Below are 15,370 nucleotides of genomic sequence, written 5' to 3' on the forward strand. Positions count from 1 at the left end.
TAGGAGTCTGGGCATGGCTGGTGTAATGGATTCGGTAAACCAGCGCACGCAACTGGTAGGGCAGAATCGCCTGGAGCTGTTGTTGTTCCGTCTCGACGGCCAGCAGCTTTACGGGATCAACGTGTTCAAGGTTCGCGAGGTGCTGCAATGCCCCAAGCTGACCCTGATGCCCAAGTCCAGTCCTGTCGTGTGCGGTGTGGCAAATATCCGGGGGGCGACCATTCCGATCCTTGATCTGGCAATGGCGACCGGTTCCGGAGCGCTTAAAGATCAAAGCAATCCTTTCGTGATCATCACGGAGTACAACACCAAGACCCAGGGTTTCCTGGTGCGCTCGGTGGAACGCATCGTCAACATGAACTGGGAGGAGATTCATCCGCCTCCCAAGGGCACCGGACGCGATCATTACCTGACGGCTGTGACTCGGGTCGACAATCAGTTAGTCGAAATCATCGACGTCGAGAAGATCCTGGCGGAAGTGGCGCCGACACCGGAAGCGATTTCCGTCGGCGTGGTCGATGTCGAGACCCAGCACAAGGCGCTGTCGCTGCGGGTGCTGACGGTCGATGACTCGTCGGTGGCGCGCAAGCAGGTCACGCGCTGCCTGCAAACGGTAGGCGTTGAAGTGGTGGCGTTGAACGACGGACGGCAAGCGCTGGATTACCTGCGCAAACTGGCCGACGAGGGTAAGAAGCCGGAAGAAGAGTTCCTGATGATGATCTCCGACATCGAGATGCCGGAGATGGACGGGTACACCCTGACGGCCGAGATCCGCAACGACCCTCGCATGCAAAAGCTTCATATCATCCTGCATACTTCGTTGTCGGGTGTGTTCAATCAGGCGATGGTCAAGAAAGTCGGTGCCGATGACTTCCTGGCCAAATTCCGTCCTGATGACCTGGCATCCCGGGTAGTTGACCGGATCAAAGCAGCAGACATCAGCTAGGGGCCTTTTGCCCCTGGTGGTTAACACGATTTAAGAGGCGGCATCTTTGTCTACGGGTAATTTGGATTTCGAACAGTTCCGGGTCTTCCTGGAAAAAGCCTGTGGCATTTTGCTCGGTGAAAACAAGCAGTACCTGGTCTCGAGCCGTCTCAACAAACTGATGGAACAGCAAGGCATCAAGTCCCTGGGTGAGCTGGTTCAGCGCATCCAGACCCAGCCGCGCAGCGGTTTGCGCGAGTTGGTGGTCGATGCCATGACGACCAACGAAACCCTGTGGTTTCGTGACACCTATCCGTTTGAAGTCTTGAAGAACAAGGTACTGCCTGAGGCGATCAAGGCGGCTCCGGGGCAACGCTTGCGAATCTGGTCGGCGGCCTGCTCGTCGGGTCAGGAACCGTATTCGCTGTCGATGTCCATCGACGAGTTCGAGCGGGTCAACATGGGCCAGTTGAAGATGGGTGTGCAGATCGTAGCCACTGACCTGTCCGGCTCCATGCTGACCAACTGCAAGACTGGCGAGTACGACAGCCTGGCCATCGGCCGTGGGTTGTCGCCCGAGCGTCTTCAGCGTTATTTCGACCCGAAAGGTCCGGGGCGCTGGGCCATCAAGGCGCCGATCAAGAGTCGGGTGGAGTTTCGCTCGTTCAACCTGCTGGACAGCTACGCGAGCCTCGGCAAGTTCGACATCGTGTTCTGCCGTAACGTGTTGATCTACTTCTCCGCCGAGGTGAAGAAAGACATCCTGTTGCGCATCCACAGCACGTTGAAGCCTGGCGGTTATCTGTTCCTTGGCGCGTCTGAAGCGCTGAACGGTTTGCCGGATCATTACCAGATGGTCCAGTGCAGCCCGGGGATCATTTACCAGGCGAAGTGATGGGTTGGCGGTAGTTTGAAAAACGGGAGTCCTTGGGGGCTCCCGTTTTTTTTGTCTGCTGTGTTGGTGTGTATATCCGTTTCTGGGGTTATGGCGGCTATTGGTTTCGCCCTTACGGCGAGTCACTTGGAAGAGCCCCAAGTAACCAAGGGCTCTTGCCCCTTTCGTTCGGTGCCTCGCTGTGGCTCGGCATGCCCTCGCTCCGGTCCTGCTCCGTGGGCCCGCCGCCATCGGCCATCCCTGGCCGGGGGCGGCTAACCCGGCATCCATGCCGGGTTGCCCACTGCGCAGAACCTGCGCTCGGCCTCTCGAGGGGGCGCTCAGATCAAAAGCGGAAGGCGAGCTAACGCTCGACCTGATGAGTGGTGGGAAGCAAAAGCAAACGCGATTCCCTGTAGGAGCCGGCTTGCCGGCGAAAAACGCCCAGACACCGCGTTCATTCAGACAGCCCGCGTCATCGTTGACCTCCATCGCCGGCAAGCCAGCTCCTACAATTTCAAACCGTGTGAACCCAATCCATTGTAGGAGCCGGCTTGCCGGCGAAAAGCGTCGGGGCAACGCGTTCATTCAGACAGCCCGCGTTATCGTTGACGTCCATCGCCGGCAAGCCAGCTCCTACAATTTTGACTGTGTGAACCCAATCCATTGTAGGAGCCGGCTTGCCGGCGAAAAGCGTCTGGGCGACGCGTTCATTCAGACAGCCCGCGTTTTCGTTGACGCCCATCGCCGGCAAGCCAGCTCCTACAATTTTGAATCGTGTGAACCCAATCCATTGTAGGAGCCGGCTTGCCGGCGAAAAGCGTCTGGGCGACGCGTTCATTCAGGCAGCCCGCGTTATCGTTGACGCCCATCGCTGGCAAGCCAGCTCCTACCATTTTGAATCGTGTGAACCCAATCCATTGTAGGAGCCGGCTTGCCGGCGATGGCGGTGGGTCAGTCGACGCATTTGTCGCCTGAAAGGACGCCATCGCCAGCAAGCCGGCTCCTACAGGGGGTTTGTGTACATATCCGGAATGAGTGAACGCATCAGAGAAGGACAACGCGGACAACTGAAGAGCCAGGTCGGCTTTCAGGCCGCCTCGGCGGCTGTGGCGGTAGTCGCCCCCTCGAGAGGCCGAGTGGAGGTTCTGCGCAGTGGGCAACCCGGCATGGATGCCGGGTTAGCCGCCCCCGGCCATGGATGGCCGATGGCGGCGGGCCCACGGAGCAGGACCGGAGCGAGGGCATGCCGAGCCTTAGCGAGGCACCGAACGAAAGGGGCAAAAGCGCTTTGGTTACTTTCGCGCTTTTCGAAAGTGACTCGCCGTAAGGGCGAAACCAATAGCCGCCGTTACCGCAAAAACGGATATGCACACAACCCGAGCCCAAAACCGAAAGCGGCAGAAAAGCGGCAGACGGCGGAAACCCGTTGCCGCTTTTCTGGCATTGCCGCTTCGCCCCTTGCCCGCAAAGCCCCGGTTTACGGGCTTTTTTGAATTGGCACGCCGCTTGCTATATCCATCGTACGAAAAATCAGGTCACCCGAAGGTTTCCCGACATGAGCATCAGCTTCGATAAAGCGCTCGGTATCCACGAACAAGCCCTGGGCTTCCGCGCCCAGCGTGCCGAAGTCCTGGCCAACAACATCGCCAACGCCGACACCCCGAACTACAAGGCTCGGGATCTGGACTTCTCGAAAGTGCTCGCCGAGCAGAACGAGAAAACCAAGAGCGGCACGTTCGCCTTGAACATGACCAACAACCGTCATATCGAAGCCGAAGGCATGGGCAATGGCGACGAGTCGCTGCTGTATCGCACACCGATGCAGCCTTCGATTGACCAGAACACCGTGGACGCCCAGCTGGAACAGTCGAACTACGCGGAAAACGCGATCAACTTCCAGGCCAGCTTCACCCTGCTCAACAGCAAATTCAAAGGGCTGATGTCAGCCCTTCGCGGAGAGTAAGTCATGTCTCTATCCAGTGTTTTCAACATTGCCGGTAGCGGCATGAGTGCGCAAACAACGCGCTTGAACACCGTGGCCTCGAACATCGCCAACGCCGAGACCGTCTCGTCGAGCATCGACCAGACCTACCGCGCACGTCATCCGGTGTTCGCCACCATGTTCCAGGGCGGGCAGAGCGGCGGCAGCGATTCGTTGTTCCAGAACCAGGACGCGGCCGGTCAGGGCGTACAAGTGCTGGGCGTGGTCGAAGACCAGAGCAATCTGGAAGCGCGCTATGAGCCGAACCACCCGGCGGCCGACGCCAAGGGCTACGTCTACTACCCGAACGTCAACGTGGTTGAAGAAATGGCCGACATGATTTCCGCGAGCCGTTCGTTCCAGACCAACGCCGAAATGATGAACACCGCCAAAACCATGATGCAGAAGGTCCTGACCCTCGGTCAGTGATAAGGGGCGACTCAGATGAGTGTTACCGATACCACCAGCAGCATCAGCCTCAAAGACATCCTGGCCAACTCTTCGATCAAGACCAACACCAGTGCCGACGGCCTGGCGTCCGCCACGAACAGCGCCACCGGCAAAAAGGCCCTGGGCAAGGACGCGTTCCTGCAGTTGCTGGTGACACAGCTGAAGAACCAGAACCCGCTGGAGCCGCAGGACAACGGCGAGTTCGTTGCCCAGTTGGCGCAGTTCAGCAGCCTGGAAGGCATCACCACGCTTAACACCACCGTGAGTGGCCTGGCCAGCAACTACAACTCGTCCCAGGCCTTGCAGGCTTCGTCGCTGGTCGGGCGTTCGGTCATTGCCCCGAGCGACAAGGCCGTGGTCGATACCTCGAAGAGCTTTAACGGAACCATCGCCGTACCGGCGTCGGTCGATCCGGTGAAAGTGAAGATTACCGACGCCGATGGCAAGGTCATCCGCACCATCGACCTGGGCAGCCAAAAAGCCGGCAGCGCCAGTTTCATCTGGGACGGCAAGAACGATGCAGGCGAAGTGGCCAAGGCGGGTACGTACACCTTCGGCGCCACCGCAACTTACGACGGCAAGGCGACTTCGCTGGTGACGTACCTGCCGGCGACCGTCAGCAGCGTGACCATCAGCCAGACCGGCGGTGAGTTGATGCTCAATCTCGCCGGTGGGGGCAGCATCGCCCTGTCCAAAGTACAAACAATTGGTATGTAGAGCCGACTAACACGGCACAAAGGAGTGGAATATGTCTTTCAATATCGGCCTTAGCGGTCTCTATGCAGCCAACAAACAACTGGACGTGACCGGCAACAACATCGCCAACGTCGCGACCACCGGTTTCAAATCGTCCCGTGCGGAATTCTCGGACGTTTACTCGGCCACCAAGCTGGGTTCCGGTAGCAAAACCATTGGTAACGGCGTGCGCCTGGCCAACGTTTCCCAGCAGTTCACCCAGGGCGACGTCAACAACACCGGCAACGTGCTGGACATGGGCATCAACGGTTCCGGCTTCTTCGTGCTGAACGACAACGGCTCGCTGTCCTACACCCGTGCCGGTACGTTCAAGGTCGACAAGGACGGTTACGTCACCAACACCGACGGCACTGCGCGTCTGCAAGGTTACGGCGTGGACGCCAACGGCAAGATCATCAACGGCGTGTTGACCGACCTGCGTATCGATACTTCGAACCTGGCGCCAAAAAACACCTCCACGGTGTCGTCGACGATCAACCTGAACTCCACCTCACCGGTTATCGATCAGGTTGCCACCCCGTTTGATTCGACCAAAGAAGCCACCTTCACCAAACAGTTCAGTACCCCGATTTATGACACTCAGGGTAACAAGCACGTCATGGACCAATACATGGTCAAGACCGGGGCGAACACCTGGAAAACCTACACCCTGATTGATGGTCGCAACCCGAATGGCACCGACCCTAGTCCTACCGCGGTTCCGTTGAACCTGCCGGTCGCTTCGACCATGGTGTTCGATACCTCGGGCAATCTGGTTTCGGTCACCACACCGGCCGTTCCGGCGCCGATCGTCAGCCCTGACCTGAAGGTCACCGGCTGGATTCCCGGTGACGTGAAAAATGGCGTGTGGACAGCGAACGGCGCTACTTCCGGCGTCGTTACGGTCTCCATGGCCAAAACCTCGCAGTACAACGCCGATACCGCACGTTCGATTCCTTCGCAGAACGGCTACGCCACCGGCCAGATCACCAACCTGACCATCGATGGCAGCGGTATCATGCTGGCCAACTTCAGCAACAGCCAGACCAAGGCCATCGGCCAGATCTCGCTCGCCAGCTTCACCAACGAGCAAGGTCTGCAGCCAGTAGGCGGCACCAGCTGGAAAGAAACCTACTCCTCGGGTATCCCGGGCTACGATGCGCCGAACACCGGCACCTTGGGCGAGATCCACTCCAACTCCCTGGAAGAGTCCAACGTCAACCTGACCAGTGAACTGGTCGACCTGATCAAGGCGCAGAGCAACTACCAGGCGAACGCCAAGACCATCTCGACTCAAAGCACCATCATGCAGACCATCATTCAGATGACCTGATGCGGGTTGGTTGAAAGCGCTACACAAGGAGCCCCTCGGAAGAGGGGCTTTTTTGTGGCCGGGATTTTGTGTTGTCAGGGATGGCCTCTTCGCGGGCAAGCCCGCTCCCACAGGGTTAAACGTCTTTCATATGCTTTGTGAACAACACGAAACCTGTAGGAGCCGGCTTGCTGGCGATCCAGGCGCCGCGGTCATTCAGGCGCGCCGCGTCATCGTTCATCGCCAGCAAGCCGGCTCCTACAGGTCCGCAGGCAAAAGAAAACCCCCGACCAATCCAGAGGACCGATCGGGGGTTGTCGAGTAAGCGCCTTTCAGCGCCTACCGGCTCAGCTTATTGACAGAGTGCCCATGTACATTTCATATACATTGCTGAATCCATCGTAGTTAAAGGGCTTCAGAGCTTATGGCTAAATTTTTTAAGACAAAAACGTATACGTTGGACGGTTTAACCCTGTTTTATAGGTTCGAAAGTATACGAAAATCGGCCAACGACTCGAGGTAAGATTTTTCCCATTTTTGAGTCGGTTGAGCGTGACGGAGTGGGAGTTTCAGTGCTCGTCTATTATACCTAGGCAAATGGATCACTAACCAGTTGATGACCCATCGGTGGAATAGAGTATGAAATGGAAGACACGAACCTTGGAGCAGGTCGCGGAACTGATCTGTGGTGACAACACAGAAGGTCATTTCCGGTATCTCACCGGCCCAAATCTGACTCGATTTTTCAGAGATGCCAATACCGAGTTTGTCCATGACGGTTCGACGCGCCGATTCTGGGTTGCAGATACACTGCGGAAGATCCTAGATTTCCCTAGCTCAAATCCACTGAAGCCCCCAGACGCCATGCTTCGAATAATTCGGCTGCTAATGGATAGCGAGGATGCCTTCAACGAGGAGTCCCCCCGGCTGAAAGCGCTCAATGCCCTCAACGTAGCGATCAAGCGTGAAGGCTTTGAAGCGTTTTACGGCGAGGACGACCAGTGCTATTTGCGGCACTCCGGAAGTGGCACCGTGGCAAATGAATCATCCAGCCCGCACCGTCCACTTACCGCAGCGGAAGCTGAAAAAAAGAACCAACTGATTGCGTACCTTGACCAGTGCTCCGAAGATGACCTGATTGAGCAAATCTTGCTTCCATTGTTCCGACAGCAAGGTTTCGCTCGTATCACATTTGCGGGCCATAAGGACAAAGCCCTTGAGTACGGGAAGGATATCTGGATGAAGTTCATTCTTCCCACCCAGCATGTCTTGTACTTCGGGGTACAGGTGAAGAAAGGCAAGCTCGACTCATCAGGGGTAACGAAGGCCAGCCACGCCAATATCGCGGAGATCCACAATCAGGTTCTGATGATGCTGGGTCACGAGATCTTTGATTCAGAGCTCAGTAGACGAGTTTTGGTCGACCACGCATTTATTGTCGCAGGTGGAGAGATAACCAAGGCTGCTCGCAACTGGATAGGCAACAAGCTCGACCAGTCCAAGCGAAGTCAGATCCTATTTATGGACAGGGAGGACATCGTCAACCTCATCGTGGTGTCTCCTTTGATCATTCCGCAAGTACCGAGAAAGCCCCCCTTTCAGTTCGACGACTCGATCCCATTCTGAGCGCGTCAAGTACTTCTGACTGCGTCAGGAGAAATCCTGCACTTGGGCTCAGGCTTGCTGAACAACATGCGTACGAAAACTAAGATTGAGGTTTTTAGAATGTTAACTTCGCGGAAGTACAGGGAAGAATAGATGCTGAAGCCTATCAAAAAAGAGCCAAGCGTTAACGAAAGTGAAAGAATTCTTTCATCAATCGCTACAAATACGTTTTTCAGTTTATGGTGCTATCCGAGCCTTTTCAGGTCGGTAGGCAAGGGAAAAGAACTTACCGATCTCACAGTCTATTTTGATAACACTCTAATTCTTTTCTCGGATAAAGGGCATGTTCAATTCCAGGCGCACAGTGAGATCGACCTTGCATGGAGTCGCTGGTACAGAGGGGCGGTGAAGGAGTCCGCCAAGCAACTCCATGGTGCTGAAAGCTTTGTAAGAAACCATCCTGAAAAGATTTTTCTCAACAGCAAACTGGAAGATCCATTTCCATTCGATCTGACTAATCCGCACTTGAAGATTCACCTGATCGCTGTCACCCGAGGAATCGGTGAGCATGCGAAACGATTCTTCGACTCTATAAAGCCGGGGAGTAGTGGCACGCTGGGGTACTACTACCAGGTTCCTGAAAAAACGCTTCTTGAAAAACCATTTTTTGTAGGGGATGTAGACCAAGGAAAAACGTTTGTTCACGTGCTCGATGAAAGCGGCATAAATCTTTTGCTAGAAGAGTTGGCTACTCCAGCGGATTTTATCCACTATTTGGAAGTTAAAGAAAAGGCGATCCGAGAGCAAAAATTATTGCTCAGTGCTGGTGAAGAAGAGACATTGGGATTCTATTTACAAGAGGACGGCGGTCACGGCTTTGGAGATATCCAAAACTTGCCTGAAAACAAAGGAAATTTCTTTGCCATTCCTGAGGGCGAATGGAAGCATTACAGACAGACTGTAGTCTATGCGCTTCGGCACCAGCATAAGGTTAAAGCCAGACTCTGGAATGAAATTACAGCTCGTTTTGCTGACTGTATTATGGCCGCGATTGTTGGGGAGGCCAGTGACCTTCCATTTCTGACTCACTCAAACGCTGTTCAAGTCCTTGCTTCCGAGAACCTTCACTCAAGCAGCTTTTTAGCCTCCACCCTATTCGACAAGTTTGGTAGCGTCCCAAAGGGGGCTCGCTCCTCTCGCGTAGTACCGTCTTTGAGCAAACCGGGCCGGATGTATGTTTTCGTTTTTTTCCCATGGGACGATGACTATGCGTCTTATGATGAGTATAGGCGGGAGCGAACAGCTTGCATGCGGCTTTATGCCTATGTGGCACGCTATAAATTCCAGGGGGCTAAAGAAATATTGATTTTAGGAGCGGACACTAAAGGCAGAGCAGGAGGGTCAGAAACTATATTCGCGATTGATGCGTCAGTTCCTCTTTCAAGTGAAGAACGGATGGCTGCTCAGAAAATAATGAAGACATACAAAATTCTGGACAATGTTTCGGAGAGCCGAGTTACATCTCCGGGCCAGCCCAAAAATATTGGTCGAAATAACCCATGTCCATGCGGCTCGACCAAAAAATACAAAAAATGCTGTTTGTTAACAGGAATGAAGTGAGCGATAGCTCGCTATCGCTGGCTTCACATAGATAGGACGGAATGAGCCTCTAGACACTGAGGCCTCTCGTTACTTCCTAGATCTAAGCCTTCGCTTTCTGGCTAGGCCACTGAGCAGATAGGCGCACGACTTTCAACCTCTTCAGCTCATTTGCGTCGCCTACATCGACTTGACCGATACCACTTCCACATATTTGTACTTCTTCCTGGCAGCCTTCACAGCCTCTTGCTCGGCAAGCAACGAGCTCAGCGTGTCGGCCTCGTGAGTCAACTCCTGCATCTTCCCCTCAAATTCGTTCCCAACCCGGAGCGTGACCCTAAGCCTGGGCGTAAACGCTTTCGCCGCTTTCTTCTTTGCTACGGGAGCAGCTACCGGCTTCGTAAAGACGACCTCTGGCACAGGCTCCTCTACTACAGGAGCAGACACCTGCTCTTCGGGCTGAGGCGTACCGAACAGGGCACGACGCATTTCTTCTTCAGTTAATTCAGAGTTCATACAACATCTCAAAGGGCGGAGCTTAGCTCGACAATTTCTAATAGGATTGAAGCACACCCTCTGAGCCCAGATGCTCGAGAGCCATCTCTCATGGGTGACCTTCCTGCGCCATATGGAGGCGAGCCCTAGTCATCACGGAGTGCTAACAGCATGAGGCTCTTTCTTGATTGCGAGTTTACCCGGCTCTCAGCGTCAGCGAAGCTTATATCGCTGGCATTGGTGGCCGAGGATGGGCGCGAATTCTACGTGGAATTACTCGACACGTGGCTAGAAGCAGAATGCAGCGACTTCGTCGTAGAGATCGTCCTTCCGCAGCTCTGGGGCGGAAGCTATGTACTATCGATCATTGGGGCAAGGTCAGCGTTGCTCGAGTTTCTCGCGTCGTTCGACGAAGCCTTGGAGATTGTCACAGACGCTCCACAGTACGACTGGGAGCTTTTCTGCGAACTCGCATATGCCGATGGGAAATGGCCAAGGAATGTCCGGAATTACCCCACTGACGCAACCACTCTAGATGCCATAAGCGACGGGATTCCACTTCCACATCACGCTCTCCTGGATGCCCGTATCATAGCTAGCATGTTCGCCCGAGGGAGTCCAAAGAAAGGGCTGCCCTGCTAAGGCGCATGGAACCGAAGTCTGTATTGGCCAGCCACACATGCCTGTGTTGTTGCTTCGCTGATCAACGTCTTTTACCAGCACTTCTGTACAGGATATGCAAAATGAGCATCGATTGGATCAACTTCACACCCTGGACGTCATTAGGCGGAGGCGCCTTGATAGGGCTGGCGGCTAGCTTGTTCGTTCTCGCTAATGGTCGCATCGCCGGCATCAGCGGCTTGCTTGGAAGCGTGATGCAATTTGATAGTGAAGGCTGGAGCGAGAAGGCGTTGTTTCTTCTTGGCCTTTTACTTGCGCCCTTGTTGTGGGGAGCGTTGACCGTTTTGCCGGAAATAGAGATCAAGACAGAGTGGCCGGCCCTGATCATTGCGGGCCTGCTCGTCGGCGTGGGAACCCGTTACGGTTCGGGCTGTACAAGTGGTCATGGTGTTTGTGGGATCTCTCGGATGTCTCCTCGCTCCATAGTTGCGACGGTGTGTTTTATGACCGCCGGCTTTGCAACGGTGTACGTCATTCGTCATGTGCTGGGAGCTTGAAGATGATCAAGTTGACCGCATTTTTCGCAGGACTGATCTTTGGCCTGGGTCTACTCCTGGCAGGCATGGCAAACCCTGCAAAGGTATTGGCTTTTCTTGATGTCGCCGGGGCCTGGGATCCGTCACTTGCTCTGGTGATGGGAGGGGCCATCGCAGTGGCGGTTATCCCCCTGAATTGGGCGCGCAAGAACAAGCAATCCTTGCTGGGTGCCCGCATGCAGTTACCCGTAAAGCGGGAGCTAGACCCCCGCTTGATTGGCGGCAGTCTAGTGTTCGGTGTTGGTTGGGGAATTGCGGGTATTTGTCCAGGGCCGGCTGTAGCTATTCTGCTGACAGGTCACTGGCAAATAATTATTTTCGTATTGGCTATGTTGGCTGGTATGTATCTGTTCTCTGTACTAGAAAGCCGACGCATGTGATCAGATGATAACCATGGACGCAAATGACGGAAACACTGTCCGATACCTGCAGCCCCTGAATGGAGCATGAAGTGTGAGCTGCTGAGTCCTAGCTATAGTCGTTATGCCGAGATAAAGGAAAACTAGGACATTTGCGTGGCAAGCAGTTGTTCCATAAAGGTTTACGTGCAATCCACCTCAATTCCTCGTTCATGGCTGTCCTCCTCGGACAATCCGCGCACGCCAATCACGTCCTCTCAGCCCGTCCTTCACCGGCAGGCTGTAGAGTAATTTGGAGTTGGCATTTGAGGGTGATGCCAGCGGCGGTCAGTGCGCTTTGCAAGGACAGAGGCGCAGCGCAAGCGAGTCGCGCGAATCGAAACTGCTAATGCATGATAATCGAGTAGTGCCATGAAAAAAAAACATCACCATGAGCATCACCTTCAACTCCGGGTAAGCGAACTTGCACAGTTGTTTAACTCGATGGATCCGACACCTTTTCTTAACAAGGATCTTGATCGCGAGGCTGAAGCGTTCATCGAGACCTGGGCAGCAGAGTTTCCGTCGGACAGCCTGCTTCGTATCACAATCCACCTTGAGCACCTGCCAGCAGAAGGCGATCCAAGTGCGATCATGGCCGATGCAATCCACAACTACTTTGATCATAAAGCAGGTCTCGTACGCAGTGAGTTGAAACGCCTCCTTCGAGAGGGCCGCATTAGCCTGTTGATCGGCATCGGCTTTGTTACCCTTTGCCTGATCGCAGTCGATGTCATCGGCCAACTTAGTGCTAGCGCCGTAGTCGGCATAGCCCGCGAAAGTCTGATGATCGTTGGCTGGGTGGCAATGTGGCGACCGCTACAGATTTTTCTATATGACTGGTGGCCGCTTTTAAGATCGATTCGTGTCTACAAAGCTATAAGCCATGCACATGTTCGAGTAGTGCAGGGTAAATAATGCCTACCGCAAGCCGCAATAGGTGTGGGCCCTATGGGACGTTCTCAATTGAGCCAAGTAGGTGGTATAGGCACTGGCGTCTGCAAGCGATGGAGAGACTCCCAGCCGAGCGAGCCCATGACCACCAGCAAAATTACGACATTGATAAAGCTGGCGAGGATCGAGCCACGCCGCGAGCTGTAGATATGCCGCTCATTCGGTAGTAGTCGGGTACTGCCAGTGTAGCCAGGCCAGAAGCGGCAAGAAGCTCGCAGCGACTTGCGAATCTCCTCCCTCGCTTCATCAGCGCTCTCCCATCGGCCCATTTCACCCGCTTACCCGGCTCCAGCATCCTCAACATATGAGCTAGATCAGTTGGATTTAAACCTGAGTCGCTATACTCGCCGTCCAGCACCGACCTAAGGTTTCCCCATGACTCATTCGCTCAGTGGCCAGCTAGATGTAGTCATTATCGGTGGGGGGCAGTCAGCCTTGGCGGTAGCGTATTTCCTGCGCCGAACCCAACTTTCATTCGTTATCCTCGATGCGGAGGAAGAACCCGGTGGTGCGTGGCGGCACGGCTGGAACTCGTTACGTTTATTCTCGCCGTCCACCTGGAGTTCGATCCCTGGCTGGATGATGCCGCCCGCGCAAGAGGGTTACCCCACACGAAATCATGTGGTCGACTATCTCAACCAATATGAGCAGCGTTACCAATTTTCGGTTGAACGCCCGGTTCGGGTCGTTTCTGTGGAACGTCTAGAGTCTGGCTTACGAGTACGTTCTGACGACAGGTATTGGGATGCCAGGGTTGTAATCAGCGCTACCGGCACCTGGAGCAATCCGTATATCCCTCGCTACCCTGATGCCGAGTTATTCACCGGTCGGCAATTGCACTCCGCGAACTATGTCGATGCACAAGCGTTTGCTGGCAAGAAGGTTTTGGTGGTGGGTGGCGGTAATTCAGGGGCACAGATTCTGGCCGAGGTGTCCAAAGTCGCCGAGACCACTTGGGTAACCCCTACTGAACCGGTGTTTTTGCCTGACGAAGTGGATGGACGGGTACTATTCGAGCGTGCCACTCAGCGCTTGAAAGCTCAGCAGGAAGGGCGTGTCATTGACCAGCCCGTCGGCGGGTTGGGGGACATTGTAATGGTGCCGCCAGTTGTAGAAGCCCGTGAGCGTGCAGCTCTCAAATCTGTACGCCCTTTTGAACGTTTCACTCGCGATGGAGTGATTTGGGCCGATGGATCTGAATCTGCCGTGGATGTGGTGATCTGGTGTACCGGATTCAGGCCAGCCCTTCAGCATTTGGATACGTTGGGGGTGATTAACACTGAGGGCCGCGTTGAGGTCGAAGGCACTCACTCCACCCAAGAGCCAAGGCTATGGCTGGTCGGTTATGGCGAGTGGACAGGTTCGGCTTCCGCCACTTTGATCGGTGTAACACGAACAGCAAGGAGCACAGTCAGTGAGATCGTGGCCTTTCTCGCTGATCAGTCCACCTGAGGCGGACTACAGTCGGCCTTGGTATATACCGCTGACTGTTGAGGGTGGGGGCCTTGCTGGATATCTTCCGCTGAAGCATATAGCTGGATACTGACCATGCAGTCGTTTAGAGGATCACTCTGTCCTGCCTGACGGCTTCATATCGCCTGGACATGCCTGGGTAAGGCGATAGAGATCAGGGCAGCCAGCAACACGAAGGCCGAGGAAACCCACAAACAAGCCTCCAATCCGTAACTCTGATAAATCCAGCCGGACAGCACGGTTCCGAGCAATCGGCCCAAGGCGTTGGACATGTAGTAGAAACCCACATCCAGCGATACCCCGTCTTCTTTGGCATACGAGACGATGAGATAGCTGTGCAGCGAGGAATTCACCGCGAACAGCACGCCGAACACCATTAACCCACCCAGCAGCACAACGTGAGGCGACCCACCCGCCGAGAGACCGAGGGCGATTGCAGCAGGCAGACCTGCCAGCAATGCCGCCCAAACAAAGGCAGCCCGCCCATCCGGGACGTGGCCGCGCTTCTTTCCGGTGATGTTCGGGGCCAACGACTGGACGATGCCATAACCGATGACCCAGGCCGCCAAGAAGCCACCAACCATCCAGAAGTCCCAACCAAACACCGTGCTCAGGTAGACCGGCAACGCCACTACGAACCACACGTCTCGGGCACCAAAGAGGAACATTCGCGCCGCCGAGAGGATGTTGATCGCCCGGCTCTTGGAGAGGATGTCGCGGAACTTCGGTTTAGCCTTGGCTTTACCCAGATCCTTCTTCAGCAAGAACAGGCTGGCTACCCATATCAGCGCCAGAGTTGCGGCCATCGCCAGCACGGCAACCGTGAAGCCCAGCAATGCCAGCAGCGCACCGCCCAGGAAGAAACCCACACCTTTGAGCGCGTTCTTTGAACCGGTGAGAATTGCCACCCACTGGTAAAGGGTGCCTTGCTGGTTGTCGGGCACCAGCAGCTTGATGGAACTCTTGGCGCTCATCTTGTTGAGGTCTTTGGCAATGCCCGATAGCGCCTGAGCCCCCATCACCCAAGGGATGGTCAGCCAGGCGGCGGGCACCGTCAGCATCAACAAGGCTGCCACCTGTAAGCCCAAACCAATGTTCATGGTGCGATTCAGGCCTAGACGGGCCCCCAGGTAACCGCCCACTAGATTGGTAATGACGCCGAAGATTTCGTAGAACAGAAATAGGAACGCAATCTGTAACGGGCTGTAGCCCAACGCATGGAAGTGCAACACCACCAACATGCGTAGCGCACCGTCGGTGAGGGTAAAAGCCCAGTAATTGCCGGTCACCAACAGGTACTGGCGCACTTGCGGAGAAAGAGCTGACAACGCGTTCATGACCTCTCCCTG

At 55.1% G+C, this 15,370-nt stretch carries 15 protein-coding genes; 13 read left to right on the plus strand and 2 right to left on the minus strand.

Features of this window, described 5'->3' with window-relative positions:
• The first annotated feature begins 13 nt into the window (after window positions 1–13).
• The 8 genes from KGB24_RS03855 to KGB24_RS03890 all read left to right on the plus strand — a co-directional run bounded on the left by KGB24_RS03855 (window position 14) and on the right by KGB24_RS03890 (window position 9,505).
• A complete protein-coding gene (locus tag KGB24_RS03855; protein ID WP_008033048.1) occupies window positions 14–946 on the plus strand; it encodes a chemotaxis protein CheV in 933 nt (310 codons plus the stop codon).
• Window positions 947–992: 46 nt separating this feature from the next.
• Window positions 993–1,820 (plus strand): protein-glutamate O-methyltransferase CheR, encoded by an 828-nt coding sequence (gene cheR / locus KGB24_RS03860; RefSeq protein WP_008033047.1) that lies wholly within the window; start codon window positions 993–995, stop codon window positions 1,818–1,820.
• A gap of 1,537 nt (window positions 1,821–3,357) precedes the next feature.
• A complete protein-coding gene (gene flgB / locus KGB24_RS03865) occupies window positions 3,358–3,765 on the plus strand; it encodes a flagellar basal body rod protein FlgB (RefSeq protein WP_008029381.1) in 408 nt (135 codons plus the stop codon).
• 3 nt (window positions 3,766–3,768) lie between these two features.
• Window positions 3,769–4,212 (plus strand): flagellar basal body rod protein FlgC, encoded by a 444-nt coding sequence (gene flgC, locus KGB24_RS03870; protein ID WP_007937507.1) that lies wholly within the window; start codon window positions 3,769–3,771, stop codon window positions 4,210–4,212.
• Window positions 4,213–4,227: 15 nt separating this feature from the next.
• Window positions 4,228–4,950, plus strand: a complete 723-nt coding sequence (gene flgD / locus KGB24_RS03875; protein WP_223414764.1) for a flagellar hook assembly protein FlgD — start codon at window positions 4,228–4,230, stop codon at window positions 4,948–4,950.
• 31 nt (window positions 4,951–4,981) lie between these two features.
• Window positions 4,982–6,301: a flagellar hook protein FlgE gene (gene flgE / locus KGB24_RS03880; RefSeq protein WP_008029376.1), complete on the plus strand. Its 1,320-nt coding sequence runs from the start codon at window positions 4,982–4,984 to the stop codon at window positions 6,299–6,301.
• Between the two features lie 618 nt (window positions 6,302–6,919).
• Complete coding sequence (locus KGB24_RS03885; protein WP_223414762.1) at window positions 6,920–7,906, plus strand: hypothetical protein; 987 nt, start codon at window positions 6,920–6,922, stop codon at window positions 7,904–7,906.
• A gap of 132 nt (window positions 7,907–8,038) precedes the next feature.
• Window positions 8,039–9,505, plus strand: coding sequence for an SEC-C metal-binding domain-containing protein (locus KGB24_RS03890; RefSeq protein WP_223414760.1), 1,467 nt, complete (start codon window positions 8,039–8,041; stop codon window positions 9,503–9,505).
• Between the two features lie 159 nt (window positions 9,506–9,664).
• On the opposite strand, the gene KGB24_RS03895 is transcribed toward KGB24_RS03890, so the two are convergent.
• The gene (locus KGB24_RS03895) at window positions 9,665–10,000 is read right to left on the minus strand and encodes a hypothetical protein (RefSeq protein ID WP_223414758.1); all 336 of its coding nucleotides are present in this window, start codon (window positions 9,998–10,000) and stop codon (window positions 9,665–9,667) included.
• Window positions 10,001–10,150: 150 nt separating this feature from the next.
• Here KGB24_RS03895 and KGB24_RS03900 point away from each other — a divergent pair, with 150 nt between their 5' ends.
• From KGB24_RS03900 to KGB24_RS03920, 5 genes are all read left to right on the plus strand, one after another.
• Window positions 10,151–10,621 carry a 3'-5' exoribonuclease gene (locus KGB24_RS03900; protein WP_223414756.1) on the plus strand — a complete coding sequence of 157 codons (471 nt, stop codon included), beginning with the start codon at window positions 10,151–10,153 and terminating at the stop codon, window positions 10,619–10,621.
• A 101-nt stretch (window positions 10,622–10,722) separates the two neighbouring features.
• A complete protein-coding gene (locus KGB24_RS03905) occupies window positions 10,723–11,157 on the plus strand; it encodes a YeeE/YedE family protein (RefSeq protein ID WP_223414754.1) in 435 nt (144 codons plus the stop codon).
• A 2-nt stretch (window positions 11,158–11,159) separates the two neighbouring features.
• A complete protein-coding gene (locus KGB24_RS03910; RefSeq protein WP_223414753.1) occupies window positions 11,160–11,576 on the plus strand; it encodes a DUF6691 family protein in 417 nt (138 codons plus the stop codon).
• 390 nt (window positions 11,577–11,966) lie between these two features.
• Window positions 11,967–12,512, plus strand: coding sequence for a hypothetical protein (locus KGB24_RS03915; RefSeq protein ID WP_223414751.1), 546 nt, complete (start codon window positions 11,967–11,969; stop codon window positions 12,510–12,512).
• 411 nt (window positions 12,513–12,923) lie between these two features.
• Window positions 12,924–14,000 (plus strand): ArsO family NAD(P)H-dependent flavin-containing monooxygenase, encoded by a 1,077-nt coding sequence (locus tag KGB24_RS03920; RefSeq protein WP_223414749.1) that lies wholly within the window; start codon window positions 12,924–12,926, stop codon window positions 13,998–14,000.
• 137 nt (window positions 14,001–14,137) lie between these two features.
• On the opposite strand, the gene arsJ is transcribed toward KGB24_RS03920, so the two are convergent.
• Window positions 14,138–15,358, minus strand: a complete 1,221-nt coding sequence (gene arsJ / locus KGB24_RS03925; RefSeq protein ID WP_223414748.1) for an organoarsenical effux MFS transporter ArsJ — start codon at window positions 15,356–15,358, stop codon at window positions 14,138–14,140.
• Between the last annotated feature and the right edge of the window lie 12 nt (window positions 15,359–15,370).

Origin of the sequence: Pseudomonas sp. BF-RE-25 (assembly GCF_019956105.1) — a bacterium.
In the GTDB taxonomy this organism is placed as follows: Bacteria; Pseudomonadota; Gammaproteobacteria; order Pseudomonadales; family Pseudomonadaceae; genus Aquipseudomonas; species Aquipseudomonas migulae.

Excerpts from the sequence above, each read along its gene's own strand:
- KGB24_RS03855 (WP_008033048.1), top strand. The coding sequence starts at position 14 with ATGGCTGGTGTAATGGATTCGGTAAACCAGCGCACGCAACTGGTAGGG.
- flgB (WP_008029381.1), top strand. The coding sequence starts at position 3,358 with ATGAGCATCAGCTTCGATAAAGCGCTCGGTATCCACGAACAAGCCCTG.
- flgC (WP_007937507.1), top strand. The coding sequence starts at position 3,769 with ATGTCTCTATCCAGTGTTTTCAACATTGCCGGTAGCGGCATGAGTGCG.
- flgD (WP_223414764.1), top strand. The coding sequence starts at position 4,228 with ATGAGTGTTACCGATACCACCAGCAGCATCAGCCTCAAAGACATCCTG.
- flgE (WP_008029376.1), top strand. The coding sequence starts at position 4,982 with ATGTCTTTCAATATCGGCCTTAGCGGTCTCTATGCAGCCAACAAACAA.
- KGB24_RS03885 (WP_223414762.1), top strand. The coding sequence starts at position 6,920 with ATGAAATGGAAGACACGAACCTTGGAGCAGGTCGCGGAACTGATCTGT.
- KGB24_RS03890 (WP_223414760.1), top strand. The coding sequence starts at position 8,039 with ATGCTGAAGCCTATCAAAAAAGAGCCAAGCGTTAACGAAAGTGAAAGA.
- KGB24_RS03895 (WP_223414758.1), bottom strand. The coding sequence starts at position 10,000 with ATGAACTCTGAATTAACTGAAGAAGAAATGCGTCGTGCCCTGTTCGGT.
- KGB24_RS03900 (WP_223414756.1), top strand. The coding sequence starts at position 10,151 with ATGAGGCTCTTTCTTGATTGCGAGTTTACCCGGCTCTCAGCGTCAGCG.
- KGB24_RS03905 (WP_223414754.1), top strand. The coding sequence starts at position 10,723 with ATGAGCATCGATTGGATCAACTTCACACCCTGGACGTCATTAGGCGGA.
- KGB24_RS03910 (WP_223414753.1), top strand. The coding sequence starts at position 11,160 with ATGATCAAGTTGACCGCATTTTTCGCAGGACTGATCTTTGGCCTGGGT.
- KGB24_RS03915 (WP_223414751.1), top strand. The coding sequence starts at position 11,967 with ATGAAAAAAAAACATCACCATGAGCATCACCTTCAACTCCGGGTAAGC.
- KGB24_RS03920 (WP_223414749.1), top strand. The coding sequence starts at position 12,924 with ATGACTCATTCGCTCAGTGGCCAGCTAGATGTAGTCATTATCGGTGGG.
- arsJ (WP_223414748.1), bottom strand. The coding sequence starts at position 15,358 with ATGAACGCGTTGTCAGCTCTTTCTCCGCAAGTGCGCCAGTACCTGTTG.